Below are 15,163 nucleotides of genomic sequence, written 5' to 3'. Positions count from 1 at the left end.
TGGTCGGCAGCTCGCGCAACACGTCAATCACCGCCTGCGAGCTGACCTCCACCTCGCCGTCCACAAGGCACGCCCAAGTCGTGGCCACGAACCAGCTACCTGACGCTCTTGAGCGCAGCGGTGAGGGCCTGCCACGGAAGCAGGACGCAACGTACGCGGCTTCCGGTGGACCGCACGGCCTCGAAAGCGCCCATCGCGCCGACCGAGGCCGGCGGCTCCGGAGTTGCGCCACGCAGGAAGTCGCGGACCGCGTCGTGCAGTTCAGCGACCCTGTCCGCGGTCTTCGCCTCCATCACCAGGGTGTGCATGACCGACGCCGACGCCTGGCTCAGCGTGCAGCCGGCGACCTCGTGGCTCAGCTCGTCGACGATGTCGTCGTGGTGGCGCAGGCGCAGGGTGATCTCGTCGCCGCAGGACGGGTTGACCTTGTGCACCTCCGCGGTGAACTCGTCCTGCAGGCCGTGGCCGCTGCGCAGGCGGTAGTGCTTGGCGATGACGTCCCGGTAGAGGTCGTCGAGCTTCACGCGTGCTCCTCCAGGTCGATGAACCCCTGCGCGGCGAAGAACTCGCGGGCCCGCCGCACGCCGCTGACCAAGCGGTCGATGTCGTCATGTCCGTTGTAGACGTGCACGCTGGCGCGGACGGTCGCTGTGACGCCGAGGGCCCGGTGCAGCGGCCATGCGCACTGGTGACCTGCCCGCACCGCGATGTCGTCGTCGTCGAGGATCTGCGCCACGTCGTGCGCGTGCACCCCGTCGACGACGAAGCTGATGATCCCGGGCCGGCGCGCTGGGTCGTCGGGTCCGAGGGTGCGCACGCCGGGGAGCGCCCGCAGCTCGGCGAGCGCGTATCCGGTCAGCTCGACCTCGTGGTCGAGCACCCGCTGTTCGCCCAGGCCCTGCAGGTAGCCGATGGCCGCGGCGAACCCGACGGCCTGCGACACCGGTGGCACGCCGGGCTCGAAGCGGCGCGGCGGGTCGGCGTAGGTGGCGCCGGTGAGCGTGACCGTCTCGATCATGGAGCCGCCGGTGAGGAACGGCGGCATCCGCTCCAGCAGGTCGAACCGGCCCCACAGCACGCCGATGCCGCTCGGCCCGAGCATCTTGTGGCTCGACAGCACGAGGAAGTCCACGTCGAGCGCGCGCACGTCGATCGGTATCCGGCCTGCGGCCTGGCAGGCGTCCACCGCGACGAGGGCCCCCGCTCGGCGGGCGGCGCGCACGATCGGAGCGGTGTCGGTGACCGCGCCGGTGACGTTGCTCTGGAGGGTCACCGACACCAGCGCGGTCCGCTCGCCGATCACCTCGTCGAGCACGGTGAGGTCGAGACAACCGTTCGTGGTGCTGGGGATGTACCGCAGGGTGGCGTCGGTGCGCCTGCACAGCTCCTGCCACGGCACGAGGTTGGCGTGGTGCTCCAGCTCGCTGACGACGACCTCGTCGCCGGGCCTGATCGACAGGCTGTCCGCGCCGGTGCCGGGTGAGCCGAGGGAGAACGCGAGCAGGTTGATCGCTTCGGTGGCGCTCTTGGTGAACACGACCTCGGAGGGGTCCCCGCCCAGGTAGGCGGCGACGGTGGTGCGGGCGTCCTCGTACGCGGCTGTCGCTTGCTCCGCGAGCCGGTGCGCGCCGCGGTGGCACGCGGCGTTGGAGTGCTCCAGGAACTCGCGCTCGGCGTCGAGCACGGCGCGCGGGCGCTGGGTCGTCGCCGCGGAGTCGAGGTAGACCAGCGAGCTCGCGTCCGAGGCGGTCAGCAGCGGGAAGTCGGCCCGGACGCTCCGGGAGTCCAGGCGGGGGAGGGCGGGTGTCCGGTCGACGGCGGTCATGAGACCGTCCTGTGGTCAACGGTGCCGGACTCGATGATGATGTTCGCCGTCTGCAGGCACAGGCCCCGCACGCACACGCTGATCTCGTCGGCGTCGGCGATGTAGTCGGGTTCGGCGAACTTCGGGTTGAACGCCTCGATCCGCTTGGTCCGCACACCCTCCTGGTAGTCCGGCAGCCGGGTCCAGACGATGCCGTCGTAGGACTCGGTCCGCTCCGGGAAGACCGCCGGGTCCTGCCAGCGCACCACGACGCCGAACATCAGCAGCGGTTCGAACAGCGGCTCGGCCAGGCCGTCCTCGTCCAGGTCGCCGTCCGCGGCGTAGCTGAACCCGCCGCCGACCATGGACAGCGAGCAGGTGGCCAGCGGTTCCTCGGCGGTGGCGTGCTCGAGCGCGGTGCCGCAGCCCAGCTTGCGGGCCAACAGGTCGGCCACGGCGTAGGGCAGCGCCTCCGCGGTGCGCGGCACCGGGCGCACGTCGTTCTCGGCGTAGCGGGCGACCACCCGCAGGTCGTCGGAGCGCACCTCGTCGAGCAGCAGGGGCAGCTCCTCCTCCAGCGAGCCCTTGCTGTCGTCGAGGATCGCCGAGGCCAGCGGCACCGGCAGCATGCTCGTCGGCGTGCTGACCACGTTCGGGTGCGTCCGGTTCGCCGAGGCGCGGCGCGTGCCGTTGAGGACGTGCGGCTCCCCGTCGATGTCGGTGACGATGGTCAGCTGCAGCACCGGCTGCCACAGGCTCCCGGGCTCCAGGCACTCGCGCAGCGTCGTCACCCGGTTGGACACACCCGGCAAGTGGGCGCGCAGAAACTCAGCGTCATAAACCTTGGCCATTCGAATTCCCCCTCGTGGTGACACGGTTTCGTGTTGTCATCCACGGCAGCATGCGTTCTCGCCGCCTGCCCTCCAGTGGAGGCTGGTGGCGCACCGAGGCGCTCTTCCCCCAAGCTAGCGCGACCTGTGAACGAGCGGTTGTGTTGTCCTTGTCGTCCGTTATGTGCATAGGGCTGGACGAGTGAGTTCTTGAGTCGGGCCGACCGCTTCTTCCGGCCAGAACAGGTAAGCCTGAAATCCATCTTGCGACTCAGCGTGATTCTTGATTCATGTGCACGAGGAATTTCTCACGCCGTTGCCCCGGAAGGGTGGTCTTCTGCACTACTCTCCGATGCTGATCGAGGAAACCGGGGCTATGTCATTCCTCGTCAGGAGAAAACACGCGGTGGCCGGCATTGCTCTACGCTCGGCCCGGTGACCTCCACCCTTGATCGCCTGTACTCGTTCATCCAGTTCTCCGCGCGCCTGCGGGAGGTCGAGCGGCACAACCTGGCGACCCCCGACCGGCCCGAGTCGGTGGCCGAGCACTCCTGGCACCTCGCCCTGATCTGCTGGCTCCTGCGCGACGAGTTCGAGCGCGAGTTCAACGCACCCGTCGACCTGGACAAGATGATCAAGATGTGTCTCCTGCACGACCTCGTCGAGATCGACACCGGCGACCCCTCCGCCTGGCGCACCGACGGTGCCGCCGAGGGCAGCGCGGAAGCCAAGCGGCAGAAGGTGTTGGCGGAGGAGCAGTCGGCTCAGGAACGATTCGGTTCCCTCCCGGAACCCATTGCCTCCGAAATGCTCGCGGTGTGGCACGAGCACGAGGCAGCGGAAACGGTGGAGGCGCGGCTCGTGCGGGCGGTGGACCGGTTGAACCCGGCGCTGATGCGGCACCTGACGGGGCAGGGGTGGTCGGATGTGAGCGCTACCGCTGAGGACCTGGACAACCTGCAGCTCCCGCGGGTGTCGGTGAGTGCGACGCTCACCGAGCTGTATCAGCGGGTTCGCGCGGCTGCGGTCGAAAACGGGCAGTTCGTCGTCAAGGGCGCTTAGTCTGCGTTTTTGTCGAATTTGAAGTGGAATCGGTGTGATGAGCCGGGAATTTCTGTTCTGCAAGGGTCAACTGGTCCTGCGGCAGGCTTTCCGAGGTCCGCGGGAAGGCTTCCGGCCCGTGAGCAGGTTCAGCGGCGCTACGGGGTCGGCGACCCTACCGGGGCACGTCGATCGCCGTGGTGCGTCACCAACTGCACAGCCGGAGGCGTGCCGTTGGTCACCGTGTCGGTGGTGACGGTGATCTGGATCAGGCCCGGTTGCGCGCTGTGGAAAGAACCGTTGGCGCACTGGGTGTTCACCAGCTGGTAGTCGTCTGTTGTGGACTGTGCCGTCACCGACACGTTCCCCGCCTTGAGCACCGCCACGTCCATGTGCCCGTGGAAGGTCGCGACCGGGGTGGACGTCGACACGGCCGGGTTGAAGACGTTGAAGCCCACATCGGTGTTCGTGGTCTCGTTGGTGGTGCCGTAGGTGATGCTCGACCACGCCGCCAACGGCCGGGTCGCCGCACCGGCGACGAAGCTCGTCTGGTTCCAGGTCCACGCCGTCACCGACAGGTCGTCTGGGGTCTGGTTCCAGATCGTCGTGTACAGCGTGTTGGCGTCGCAGTCCTGGTAGTGCGTGTACAGGTTCCACCCGTTCTGGTTGCCGAACACGTCCTGCGGCACCGCGCCGTTGTTCCAGATGTCGGCCAGCGCCGCCTCGCTGGGGCAGTCGCCGGAGGAGGCGCCCGAGGCCAGCAGGTTCACGTCGTAGACCCCGCCGGGCAGGGCGACGCTGTACTGCGCGCCCTGCGGACCGTCGACCGGGCCCTGCGACCGCGGGTACTGCGCCCACAGCTGGTTGCCGTACCGGGACGGGACCAGCGCCTGCATGATCGCGAGCGAGTAGCCGGGCGTGGCCGCTTCCACCAGTTGCCCGGTCAGCTCGGCCGACCAGTTCAGCTCGCCGTCGGCGATGCCCGACTGGCAGGCCTGCATCTGGGCCCAGCTCTGCAGGACCGAGGTCTCCGTGGACCCGGCCGCCGCCAGGATGCCGGTGTAGGCCTCGCTCAGCGCGCCCCACAGGTCGGCGAACGCGCCCTCGAACGTCGCCAGGGGGTTCTTCGTGGTCGTCTCGTAGACGTTGTAGGCCGTGCTCATCAGGTTCGCCACCACCGAGGCCACCGGCCCCAGCGCCGACAGCGCGGTGTAGACGGTGCCCTCGACCAGGGCGAGGACCGTGGCGGCGGTGTGCGACTGGGACCCCAGGCCCACGTCCGCGCCCAGCTCGTCCAGCAACGCCTCACTGTTGATGAAGAACGAGTTGATGAACCCGGTCAGCTCGCCGAACAGGCGCTGGATGTCGTCGGCCAGGCTGAGCTGCTGCTGCAGCGAGGTGACCACCGCGCTCCAGTCGGTCGCCGACACCCCCGTCGGGCACGTGGCCGAGGAGCCGATGAACAGCGACAGCGTGAGCGGGCTGATGGTGAGGTTGCTGTAGGACTGCTCGACGGTCATCGTGCGCGGCAGCAGCTCGGCTTGCTGGAGCTGCTCGTTGATCGAGTCGTAGGCGGTGCCCTGGCCGCCGGTGTAGGCAGGGAACTGCCCGGTCGGCAGTCCCAGGATGCCCTGCACCGGGTAGGCCGGCCACAGCGTCCAGGTCTGCGCGGGCGACCCGGTGCAGCTGTCCACCACCACGGGCGTGCCCGCCGCGGTCGACCCGCCTTGAACGGTGAGCGCGAGCGTCCCGTTGCCCAGCGAGCTCATGAACGCGCCGTCGGTCAGGGTGAAGACCTCGTTGGCCCCTCCGTTCCCGTGCCAGGCGATGACCTGCGTGCCCGGCGCGGTCAGGTTCGCGGTGACGTTCGCGCACAGGCCGTTCAGCCGGTTGACCAGGAGGTTGCCGTCGACGCACCACAGCTGGTTGGGCCGTGGACCCTGCGGCGCCGGCGTGGAGGTCAGCGGGTTGAGCACCAGCGGCGTCAACGGCTGGCCGTCGGCGTTGGCCAGGTCCAGGACGTACTTCGTGCCGGTCGGCTCGGACAGGTCGCTCACCACGAACGAGTGCCAGTTCTGCATGACTGCCCACTTCCCACGGCTGGACTACCCGACCGATGGCAACACGTTCGCCCCTGACCCACCAGGAGGGTCACCCGGAGGTGTGTCACTTCCTCTTGTCACACCTGCCTGCCGGGGACAGCGGGATCGGCTGCACCGCCGAACCACCCGGAGTGACCTCTGGGACGCGTTGATCGAGCCGTTTTCGACGTGCTCGCACAAGCCCTGGCACGGTGGCAGGACGTCCTGACCATGCCGCACCGGCAGCACCACCTGGAGCGGATCTGACGGCGCCGGGCAGCCGGCCCCCGCGCCGGGGCGGGCGGAGGGGCCGGTTGCCGGGGGGTCAGGCCGCGTGCGCCTGCAGCGACGAGTAGCCGACCCCGGACTGCGCGAACGCCTCGACGGCGAACTCGGTGAGCTGGTCGACCGCCGTCGGGTTCAGCAGCAGCTGTTGCGTCTGGACCAGGCTGGCGCCGGTGAGGCGGGGCTGCTCGCTGTACTCGATCTTGACGCTGTTCCCGCCGGTCGTCGTGACGTTCACCTTGACGTCGCGGTAGACGCCGGTGAGCTTCGAGGCGATCTTCATCGTCAGGTCGGCCACGGCCACGGCGGCCGTGAGGCCGGCGATGATCGTCAGCACCACCTTCGGGTCCAGCTCGAACGCCTGGGCCTGCGCCGGCGTCGTCCACTTGCCCCCGCTGTACAGGCGGGTCGCGGAGTCGGCAGAGCTGAGGTCGATCTCCACCGAGTTGGACCGCGCGTCGCTGAACATCGTGCTCGTGGTGATCTTCTGCTCGAACCACACCTGGACCACCTCCACCGGGGTGAGCACGTCCTCGCCGAGGACGATCTCCTTCTCGGCGACGTAGATCGGGGTCGTCGACCCGTTGCCGTGGATGTCCGTCGAGTACGACGACAGACCGGGGTGGATCTTGCCGTACTGGTTGACCAGCGTGATCCCCGTGCTCGGGCCGCCGGTGACGGCGTCGTGGAGCAGGCCGTCCTCGTCCAGGACCGACTTGTCGCCCAGGCCGATCGCGACGTCGTTGGTCGAGACGCTCACCGCCACGTCGCCCTGGAAGCTGTTGCTGCCGAAGAGCCGGTAGAGCGGCTGCCACGAGAAGGTGTTCTTCGAGAGGTACCTGTCGGCCGACTGCCACACGACGTTGTAGGTGCCGTTCACCTTCTTCGCGAAGCACAGGTTGTAGTTGTTGTCCTTCAAGGTCTTGAGGTCGTCCGGTGCGATCTGGATCGACACCTTCTTGAGCTGTCCGGCGGCCATGGTGCACTCCTCGGTCGTGGTGGCGGGGCCGGTGCGACCCCGTGGGGCACACGCTCCGGCGCCGCCGTCTCCGACCGGTCGCCGCGCCGCACGAGGGGGTGTCGCCGTGCCGTCGCCGTCACTCGATGGGCTGGACTGGGCCAGGCGGGTTCCGTTGGGCCATTGGCGGTACAGGTGCCGACGGGGGGCCCCGGGGGCTGGTGACGCGCCGTTGCCGTTCTTACCTGGACGGGTGACCACGAAGGTATGGGTCAAGTCCGCGCACGACTGAGTGGCGGCGGCCCGGCGGCGCCGGGGCGGACGCCGCGGCAGTCGGGCGGGAGATGCCACGGAGACGCTTCCGGGCGATGCTCGGGTCGTGGGGCGACGGCGCCGGTGCTCGCGGGGAGGACGACGATGACCGAAGCGGAAGGTGGCAGACGAGCCGGAGGCGCGGGGGTGCGGCTGGTGGTGCTGGGCCGGTTCGAGCTGCTCACCGGAAGCGGGGACGTCCCGTTGCCCAAGGGTGCGCAACGGCTGCTGGCCTACGTCGCGGTCCACCACGGCGAGGCGGTGAGCCGGCAGGCCGTCGCCGAGCAGCTGTGGCCGGAGTGCCGCAGGCAGCGGGCGACCGCGAACGTGCGGCAGGCGCTGTGGCACCTGCGCAGGGCGACGGAACGGCCGGTCGTCGAGTGCTCCGTGGACCGGTTACGCCCGTCGCCCGCGCTGACCGTCGACTTCTGCCGGGCGATCGAGGCGGCCCACCGCGTCGTCGGCCCCGCCGCGACCGTCGACCCGGCGACCGCGGGGGACCTGGTCGCCGCGCTGTCGCGGGACCTGTTGCCGTACTGGGCCGACGAGTGGCTCGCACCCGAACGCCGGCGCTGGGAGCAGGTCCGGTTGCACGCGCTGGAGGCGGTCGCCCACCGGCTCATCTCGGCCGGTGCGCACCTGGCGGCGCTGGAGGCGGCGTTCACGGCGATCTCGATCGACCCGGTGCGGGAGACCGCGCACCGCACGGTGGTCGCGGCGCACCTGGCCCAGGGCAACTGCGGGTCGGCGCTGCGGCACTACCAGCACTACCGGGCGTTGCTGCACCGCGAGCTGGGGGTGGCGCCGTCGTCGCACATGACCCGGTTGGTGGCGTCGCAGGCGGCGTTGTGACCCGGTACCCGTCAGCGGTGCAGCCGGGCCCACAGCGCGGGCCAGCCGCCCTTGCCCAGCACCGCGGCCGGGATCAGCAGGCCGTGTTCGGCGATCTTCGACCAGAACAGGTCCACGGGCGCACCGAGGTCGGCGGCCGCGGGCAACGCCTGCTGCCAGGGCCCCTGCGGGTCGGCCAGGTCGCTCGGGGGAAAGCCGGGCACCGTCGTCTTCCTCGGCCCGGCCACCACGACCGTGTCCTTTGTGGACTCCGAGCAGGTGGTCGCGATCGCCAGCGCGCACACCAGTTCCGTGGACGGGCGACGGGCCACCGAACGCGCCAGCGCGGCGTCACCGAGCAGCTCGCCCATGGCCGCGCGGACCGACCGCGCCACGACGTCCAGGGCGTGGGCGGGAGCGATCTCGGGGCGGCGCACCAGAGCGCGCAACGTCCTCGGCAGCGGTGCGCCGCCGGTGAGGGCGTGCAGCCGCTCGTGGTCGCGCAGCTCCTGGTCGAGCCGGTGCACCGCGGCGGCCAGCGGGCGGACGCGCGTGGCCTGCCACAGGGTCGTCGCGGCGAGGCCGTCGGCGAGGGCCGCGCGGACCAGGTCCACGTGGTCGTCCACGCGCTTCAACGCCACCACGGCCGCGTCCGGTTCGAAGTCGGCGGGACCGGGTCGGCCGAGACCGCGGGCCAGCTCGGCGTAGGCCCGCCGGGCGGTCACGACCGGCTTGCCGGCCAGCTCCCGTTCCACGGCGGCGGTCAGGGCGCGGACGAGCTCGGCGGGCAGGTTTCCCGCGGCGGACCGGCGGGCGGAGCCGCCCCGCACGCGCACCGGGGGAACGGGCACCACCGGCTCCGGTTCCGGCGGCCGGGGCGCGGGCAGGTGCTCCACCCACTTCCTGACCTGCTGCTCCAGCTCGTCCGCGACGGTGTCGTTGAACCGCGCGCGCAGCTCGTGGACGTGCCAGGCCGCGGTGTGGCGGCGCACGTCGAGGTTCGCGGCGATGCGGCCGTCGGGAGCCCGCAGGGCCATGAGCACGCAGTGGCCCTTGCGCGCCTGGTCGGCGTACCAGGACTCGCCGATGCAGTTGCCCATGTACCCGGACCACTCGGCCAGCTGCCGCGGTTCGCGACCCAGCTCCACGGTCAGCCCCGCGACGGTCGAACCGTCCACAGCGGACACACCGGGCGGGATGGGGAACACGCCGGTGTCGGCCTCGGCGATCACGGCGCTGGAGGTGACGCCGGTGACCAGCTCCGCCCAGCTTCCGCAGCGCGGTGGTGGCACCGCGCCGAACATCACGAGCTGCGCCACCTCGGCCACGGCGAGTGGCAGCGAGGTGTGGCCCGGCTTCGCCGGCGCGTCGTCGTAGGTGACGGTGGGGTGGGGGTGCTCGTGCCGGACGGTCGCGGAGTCGCCGCCGTGGAACGGTGCCAGCGCGTCGGCGAGGTCCGCGAACCACAGCAGGTCGTGCGGCAGCTCGACGTCGGCCGGATCGGCGCCGGCGAGGCGCTGGGCCAGCGGTGCGGTGGGGGCCTCCTCGCGCGTGTCGGCCAGCGGCGGCTGTTCCCAGCTCTGCGGCGCACGCGGGTACCCCACTTCCCGGCGCCACCCGGCCAGCTGCGGCGACCGCCCCGGATCGCCCTCGCCAGGGTGGTGCAGCGGCTGGAACAGCCTGTCGAGGAACCTCTCCACGGCCTCGAACACGACCACGCCGTAGTTGCGCGCCATGGCGGTGTACGTGCGCACCCTGCCCTCGGTCCGCGCGTTGACCGTCCGGTCGGGACCGGTTTCCAGCACGATCCGGTGGACGTAGGCGCCTGGCCGGGCCGGGTGGTTGTACGCGCCGTCGGGCCGGTGGGTGGCCGCCGTGCGGCTCCTCTCGGTGAGACAGGCGTCGGCGGCGACCAGCTCCGCCCGGTGCCGGTCCACGGCGACCGCGAAACCCTCGTCGGACGTCGTCCGCGCGAACCGCAGCAGCGCTGTCGCCGCGATGGCGTCGTGCAGCAGGTGTTCGAGCTCGCTGGCGGTCCACCACTTCGGCGGCTGCCAGCGCGCGGCGTTGGCGAGCGTCACCGGCTGTCCGCTGAGGTCCCAGGTCAGGTGCTGCACGATCTTGGCGTCGAAGTGCTCGCGGTGGCGGTCGCGGAGCTCGTCGAGCCGCTCCGTCCGCACCTGCGACGCCACCAGGCGGGCCCGGCGCTGCCGGTCCAGCAGCAGCCCGCACACGTGGTCCCACAGGTCGAGGACGAGCTTCAGCCTGCGCGGCTTCGGGTACGCGGCCAGCACGCGGGACAGGTGACCGGCCACAGTGGACGCCGCGCCGCGCGGGAACGGGTCGACGTCCTCGGGCGCACGCAGGTCCAGCACGCGTTCCAGCTGTTCCGGCCCGAGCAGGTCGGACGCCGCCGAGGCCAGCTGCACCGCGGCCCAACGCCCGTCGGTGACCGCCCGGTGCGCCGCCGCGCCGACCCGTTTGGTGACCTGCTCGCCGAACAACGCCACCAGCACAGCGGTCCGGTCACCCAGCCGGTGCGCGCCGTCGGCACCGAGACACCGCAGCGCGGCCAGCACCGCGTCGCGGCGGTCGCCGTGCGCCCCCGCGAGCCGGGCCGAGTGGAAACCGCCACCGAGGTCGACGCCCGCACCCGCCGCGACCTCACCGCCTTGGCGCACCAGCCGGTCGAGCCGGCCGGTCGCGGCGCGGACGGCCGCGGGAGCGGCACCGGCGGGACCGAGTGCGACCGGTGCGCCGGGCACGGGCGGTCCGCCCGACGGGACCGGCCAGCAGCCGAGCCCCGGTCCGGCCGTCACGCCGAATGCCAGTCGAGTCGTCATCGGCACCATCATCGCGCACGCGTGCCACCCGTTTTCCCGGCTGAAGCGCGTCCGGTGACCCGCTGACACCGCGCTGGCACGCGGTGTCAGGGAAGTGTCAGCGCGCGTCGCAATTCTCATGGCCATGAGGAAGTCAGCGCTCTCGGCGCTCAAGAGGATCACTTTCGTGGCGTTGATGGGCGCGCTGGTCGGCGTGTCCGCAGGCGCCGCCACGGCCAACGCGGCGACCGCCCGCAACGGCTCCTGCGAGGCGGGCGAGTTCTGCCTGTACTACAACAGCGACCACGCCGGTTCGGTGTCGGACTTCGCCACCTCCGTTCCCGACTACGGCGACGAACAGCCGAGCTGCTACGACTTCAAGGGCGCGGGCAACGGCAAGGGCCTGTGCGTGAAGAACGAGGCCGCCTCGGTCTGGAACCGCACCAGCGGCCCGGTCACCGTCTACTTCAACAGCGGCTACGCCGGTCCCCGGCAGACCATCGCCGCCGGTGGCAAGGTCAACCTGAACTCGGAGCTCAAGAACGAGAACGCCGCGCACAAGCTGGGTGACGGCGGTGGCGGCACCCCGCCGCCGAGCGGTTCCTACGGCACCCCGGCGACCAACCCGCACCCGTCGGCCACCGCGCGGGCCCCGCAGGCCACCAAGCGCACGCAGTTCATCGACGACCAGATCCGGTCGCTGACCGGCGAGAAGGACTGCTGGGTCGGTGACTACCGCAGCTACGAGCCGTCGACGAGCAACCACAACACCGGCAACGCGCTCGACTGCACCATCTCCAACGCCATCGGCTCCTACCCGAGCGCGGCGCAGAAGGAGCAGGGCTGGAAGCTGGCCCGCTGGCTGCAGAAGCACGCCGCGAAGCTCGACGTCCGCTACGTGATCTGGCAGGGCAAGATCTGGAGCGTCGCCCGCTCGTCCGAGGGCTGGCGCGACTACACCGCGGGCAGCGGTGTCACCGGCGGTCACTACGACCACGTCCACGTCTCCGTGCAGAACCCGCACGGTGACTGAGCTGCCGGACAGCTGACGTCCGGCAGGGGGGACGTCGACCTGGTCCGGTGCTGTGCAAGGGGAGTGCCCGTCGCGGGTGCTCCCCTTGCCGCGTCGCTCAGGCGTTCCGGCGGCGCACCACCTCGGTGATCCAGACCGGTGCGAACGGCGACGTGCAGTTCGGTGGTGTCGGGTAGTCCTTGAGCACCTGCAGCCGTTCGCCGATGTCGATCGCCCGCTGCCGCAGCGCCGGGTGCTCGATGCCGATCTGCGCCAGGCAGTGGTTCATCGCCCACTGCAACCGGTCCGGGGCGTCGCGCAGCTCCTCCTCGACGACGTCCAGCAGCCCGTCGAGGTCGAGGCCCTCCGGTTTCTTCGCCACCCGGTCGACGGTCAACGCCCAGCCGGCGCTCGCCACCACCGGGTCGGGGTCGTCGATCCACGTCACGCGCAGGTCTTCGGCGTGGGCGCTCTTCTTCACGACGTAGTTCACCAGCCAGTCGTGCACCTTGGGCTTGCGCGCCTCGCGCAGCATCGTGTCGAGTTCGGCGCGGGAGAACGCCTTGGGGCGGCAGATCAGCAACGCGAGCAGGCGCGCCGCCGTGTCGCCGGTGGCCCACAGCTGCACGGCGAGGTCCTGCTGGGTCTTGAGCTCCTTGGCCAGAGCGCGGAGCTCACCGAGGTTCACGCCGTGGTCGTCGCCGTGCTTCTCGTTCACGGCACGGGTTTTCGGGTCCTCCAGCGCGGCCAGCCGGTCCAGCACCTCGGTCATCGTCATCGCAGCCTCCCGTTCGTCACCGACAACAGAATACGTCGGTGACGAACGGGTCGTGCGGCTAGCGGCCGACCACCGTGCAGGTGGCGGTCGCGGTCCTGGCCGGGTTGCTCTCGGACGTGGCCTTGAGCGTCACCTTGGACGTGATCGGGCCGCCGTCGCGCTTGGCGTGCACCGGGACGTCCACACGGCCGCCGAACTTCGCCGTCGCGAGTGCGTTCGGCAGCGACACGGTCCAGCCGGTGTCCGCGACCGTGGCGGACACGCGGTAGACGTCACCGCCGAGGTACTGGGTGACGTCCTCGGGGTGGCCGCCCGCCGCGGCCGCGCGACCGGTGTTGGTCAACGGGAACCGGCACGTGGCCACGCCGTCCGAGCCCGTGCGGGCCGCCGTGGGCGTCACGCGCACGCCGCGCTGCTGCGGGCCGGCGCCGTCCAGCGAGCGGACGGCGACGGTGTAGGACAGCACGCCCGCGGCGTCGCGCTGCACGTCGAGGACGTAGAAGTGCAGGCGGTTGGCCTGGTCCACGTACTCGAACTCGCTGCCGGAATTGGTGCCCGCGTGGAACAACGCGTCCGACAGCTGCCGGTAGTCGCCGACGGTGATGGGGACCTTCGTGCCGTCCGGCAGGACGTAGTCGGTCATGCCGATGTCCTGCGGGTTGGCGTCGACGACCCACGTGAACGGTGCGGCGTCGGCGTTCTTGGTCTTCGCGAGCAGCACACCGGAGTCCGGGGTGAACGAGTCGGCGCCCATGCGGTCGACGACTTCCAGCGTGTAGTTGTTGTAGCCGCCGCCGTCGCAGAACGGGTTCGCCGACACGGTGCAGGTCGGCGACCGGTCGGCGTTCATCGCGATGTTCACGCCGGTGAGGCCGGTCGCGCCGGGCTGCACGGAACGGGCGGTGACCTTCGCGATGACCGTGCCGGAGCCGGCCAGCGCCTCCCGCGACAGCCGCAGGACGTTCTGCTCGTCGACGATGCCGAGCTTGATCTTGTTGCGCAGGGTCTGCTGCGCGCCCAGCGACGCACCGCCGGTGGCCGGGATGGTCCACCGCGAGTGCGGGCCGCCGGGGCCGTTGAACGAGCCGCGCGACAGCATGTCCCACGGGCCGGAGTAGTCACGCCGCGGCGGGCTGCCGTAGGGGTTGCTGTAGTTGTCGCCGATGCCGAGGAGGTGGCTCAGCTCGTGCGCGTAGACGCCCTGGCCGGAGCTCTCGGCCTGGGTCGACGAGCCGCCGCCCGCGTTCGGCCAGATCGACGAGCCCGCCGCCCACGAGGTCCAGTCCACGTACCGGGTGCGCGACCAGTTCGGCAGTGCGGGGTCCGGCGGGCCGAAGTCGTCGGTGACGTCCTCCCTGGTGCGGAACTTCATCATCCCGAACTCCTGCCAGGTGCCCGACTCGTCCTGGCCCGCAGACAGGTAGTAGGTGAAGTCGTAGCCCGCCGGCACCTCCGCGCCGACGTCGGCCACCCACGCGGCACGGCCGTCGGTGCGGATGTCGCGGGTGCACGTGTCGCCGGCCGGGCAGCCGGTGCCGCCCTGGAACTCCATGGCGTACTCGTGGTCCTTGCCCGGCATCGTGTACGGGCCGAACGCCTTCAGGTCGACGCCGTAGCGTCCGCCGGAGGTCTCCATCCAGTACTCGTGCACGGTGTGGCCGCGGTTGAGGCCGTTCGGCTTGTTGAGGAAGTCCTGGTAGAACTGCGCGACCTGCTCGCGCGGCACGCCGCTGGCCTCCGCGCTGGGGTTGCCGAACACCGTGGAGTGCTCGGGCTGCGTCACGACGAACGGCTGGTTCGGGTAGTCCAGCAGCACCAGGGCGCCCTTGAACGTGCGCACCGACCCCCGCTTCGAGGGGTCGGCCCAGGTGGTGCCGGGGATCTTGCGGTAGTCCCCCTCCCACGTCATGTGGTCGGGGTTGACCCAGTTCTGCGGGTCGATCGGGCCGGGCAGTCCGGCGTGCGCGGCCACTCTCGCGGCGTCGCGCGACTGCTGCCACGGCTGCTGCTGCGGCCAGTGGTCGAACTGCCAGTGGTGCAGGGGTTCGTCGGGCGGAGCAGCGCTCACGCCGGTGGTGCCGGCGACGAGTCCGCCGACCGAGAGCAACGCGGTGACCAGCAGTAACGGACGCCGGTTCCGGCGACGTGCAGGTGTGCGGTCCATACCACCCACCGTGGTGCAGACCGCGGTGCCGTCACCACGGCCTGGCGTCGGGTGGCCGCGTTGCCAGTTGACACAGCGGAACGGTGCCCGACGCCCTCCACAGGGGAGGTTCGGCCCCGCACGACCGGGCTGAAGCCGCTCGTGGGAAGCCGTCCACAGTAGAGCCTTTTCGGCTCACTGAAGCTGGAGTTGCCCCGTCGATCAGTGGCCTGAAGAATGCGGACGCTCCACGCGGAATTTGCCCT

At 70.9% G+C, this 15,163-nt stretch carries 11 protein-coding genes; 3 read left to right on the top strand and 8 right to left on the bottom strand.

From position 1 onward, the window contains the following. Positions 1–95 precede the first annotated feature (95 nt). Genes sufU through ACVDFE_RS41130 form a run of 3 tightly spaced genes read right to left on the bottom strand, consistent with a single transcriptional unit; the run spans position 96 to position 2,607 of the window. Complete coding sequence (gene sufU, locus ACVDFE_RS41140; protein WP_360397922.1) at positions 96–524, bottom strand: Fe-S cluster assembly sulfur transfer protein SufU; 429 nt, start codon at positions 522–524, stop codon at positions 96–98. Further along, positions 521–1,825 (bottom strand): aminotransferase class V-fold PLP-dependent enzyme, encoded by a 1,305-nt coding sequence (locus tag ACVDFE_RS41135; protein WP_458434212.1) that lies wholly within the window; start codon positions 1,823–1,825, stop codon positions 521–523. Before ACVDFE_RS41135 ends, sufU begins: the two co-directional genes overlap by 4 nt. Further along, complete coding sequence (locus tag ACVDFE_RS41130; protein ID WP_360397926.1) at positions 1,822–2,607, bottom strand: hypothetical protein; 786 nt, start codon at positions 2,605–2,607, stop codon at positions 1,822–1,824. The genes ACVDFE_RS41135 and ACVDFE_RS41130 overlap by 4 nt, the downstream gene beginning before the upstream one ends. A gap of 237 nt (positions 2,608–2,844) precedes the next feature. Here ACVDFE_RS41130 and ACVDFE_RS41125 point away from each other — a divergent pair, with 237 nt between their 5' ends. Next, positions 2,845–3,696, top strand: coding sequence for an HD domain-containing protein (locus ACVDFE_RS41125; RefSeq protein WP_458434211.1), 852 nt, complete (start codon positions 2,845–2,847; stop codon positions 3,694–3,696). A 137-nt stretch (positions 3,697–3,833) separates the two neighbouring features. Here ACVDFE_RS41125 and ACVDFE_RS41120 read toward each other — a convergent pair whose 3' ends face one another. Together ACVDFE_RS41120 and ACVDFE_RS41115 are read right to left on the bottom strand one after the other, a co-directional pair. After that, complete coding sequence (locus ACVDFE_RS41120; RefSeq protein ID WP_458434210.1) at positions 3,834–5,756, bottom strand: RICIN domain-containing protein; 1,923 nt, start codon at positions 5,754–5,756, stop codon at positions 3,834–3,836. A 325-nt stretch (positions 5,757–6,081) separates the two neighbouring features. Then, a complete protein-coding gene (locus tag ACVDFE_RS41115; RefSeq protein WP_458434209.1) occupies positions 6,082–7,020 on the bottom strand; it encodes a hypothetical protein in 939 nt (312 codons plus the stop codon). Between the two features lie 396 nt (positions 7,021–7,416). On the opposite strand from ACVDFE_RS41115, the gene ACVDFE_RS41110 reads away from it, so the two are divergent. Further along, the gene (locus ACVDFE_RS41110; RefSeq protein ID WP_458434208.1) at positions 7,417–8,163 is read left to right on the top strand and encodes an AfsR/SARP family transcriptional regulator; all 747 of its coding nucleotides are present in this window, start codon (positions 7,417–7,419) and stop codon (positions 8,161–8,163) included. 11 nt (positions 8,164–8,174) lie between these two features. Here the strand turns inward: ACVDFE_RS41110 and ACVDFE_RS41105 are convergent, their stop codons facing one another. Continuing rightward, a complete protein-coding gene (locus ACVDFE_RS41105; RefSeq protein ID WP_458434206.1) occupies positions 8,175–10,985 on the bottom strand; it encodes a hypothetical protein in 2,811 nt (936 codons plus the stop codon). Positions 10,986–11,109: 124 nt separating this feature from the next. Between ACVDFE_RS41105 and ACVDFE_RS41100 the strand changes: the two genes are divergently transcribed. Further along, complete coding sequence (locus tag ACVDFE_RS41100) at positions 11,110–11,997, top strand: peptidase inhibitor family I36 protein (protein ID WP_360397938.1); 888 nt, start codon at positions 11,110–11,112, stop codon at positions 11,995–11,997. Positions 11,998–12,094: 97 nt separating this feature from the next. On the opposite strand, the gene ACVDFE_RS41095 is transcribed toward ACVDFE_RS41100, so the two are convergent. Together ACVDFE_RS41095 and ACVDFE_RS41090 are read right to left on the bottom strand one after the other, a co-directional pair. Beyond that, positions 12,095–12,754, bottom strand: coding sequence for a DNA alkylation repair protein (locus tag ACVDFE_RS41095; protein ID WP_458434204.1), 660 nt, complete (start codon positions 12,752–12,754; stop codon positions 12,095–12,097). Between the two features lie 58 nt (positions 12,755–12,812). Beyond that, positions 12,813–14,918, bottom strand: coding sequence for a M6 family metalloprotease domain-containing protein (locus ACVDFE_RS41090; protein ID WP_360397942.1), 2,106 nt, complete (start codon positions 14,916–14,918; stop codon positions 12,813–12,815). Positions 14,919–15,163: the final 245 nt, after the last annotated feature.

It is taken from the genome of Lentzea chajnantorensis (assembly GCF_054300775.1).
This window is presented reverse-complemented; position numbering and strand designations above follow the sequence as displayed.

Bases quoted from the DNA above. Each gene is read 5' to 3' on its own strand.
- ACVDFE_RS41135 (WP_458434212.1), bottom strand. From the start codon at position 1,825: ATGACCGCCGTCGACCGGACACCCGCCCTCCCCCGCCTGGACTCCCGG.
- ACVDFE_RS41120 (WP_458434210.1), bottom strand. From the start codon at position 5,756: ATGCAGAACTGGCACTCGTTCGTGGTGAGCGACCTGTCCGAGCCGACC.
- ACVDFE_RS41115 (WP_458434209.1), bottom strand. From the start codon at position 7,020: ATGGCCGCCGGACAGCTCAAGAAGGTGTCGATCCAGATCGCACCGGAC.
- ACVDFE_RS41110 (WP_458434208.1), top strand. From the start codon at position 7,417: ATGACCGAAGCGGAAGGTGGCAGACGAGCCGGAGGCGCGGGGGTGCGG.
- ACVDFE_RS41105 (WP_458434206.1), bottom strand. From the start codon at position 10,985: ATGACGACTCGACTGGCATTCGGCGTGACGGCCGGACCGGGGCTCGGC.
- ACVDFE_RS41100 (WP_360397938.1), top strand. From the start codon at position 11,110: ATGAGGAAGTCAGCGCTCTCGGCGCTCAAGAGGATCACTTTCGTGGCG.
- ACVDFE_RS41095 (WP_458434204.1), bottom strand. From the start codon at position 12,754: ATGACGATGACCGAGGTGCTGGACCGGCTGGCCGCGCTGGAGGACCCG.
- ACVDFE_RS41090 (WP_360397942.1), bottom strand. From the start codon at position 14,918: ATGGACCGCACACCTGCACGTCGCCGGAACCGGCGTCCGTTACTGCTG.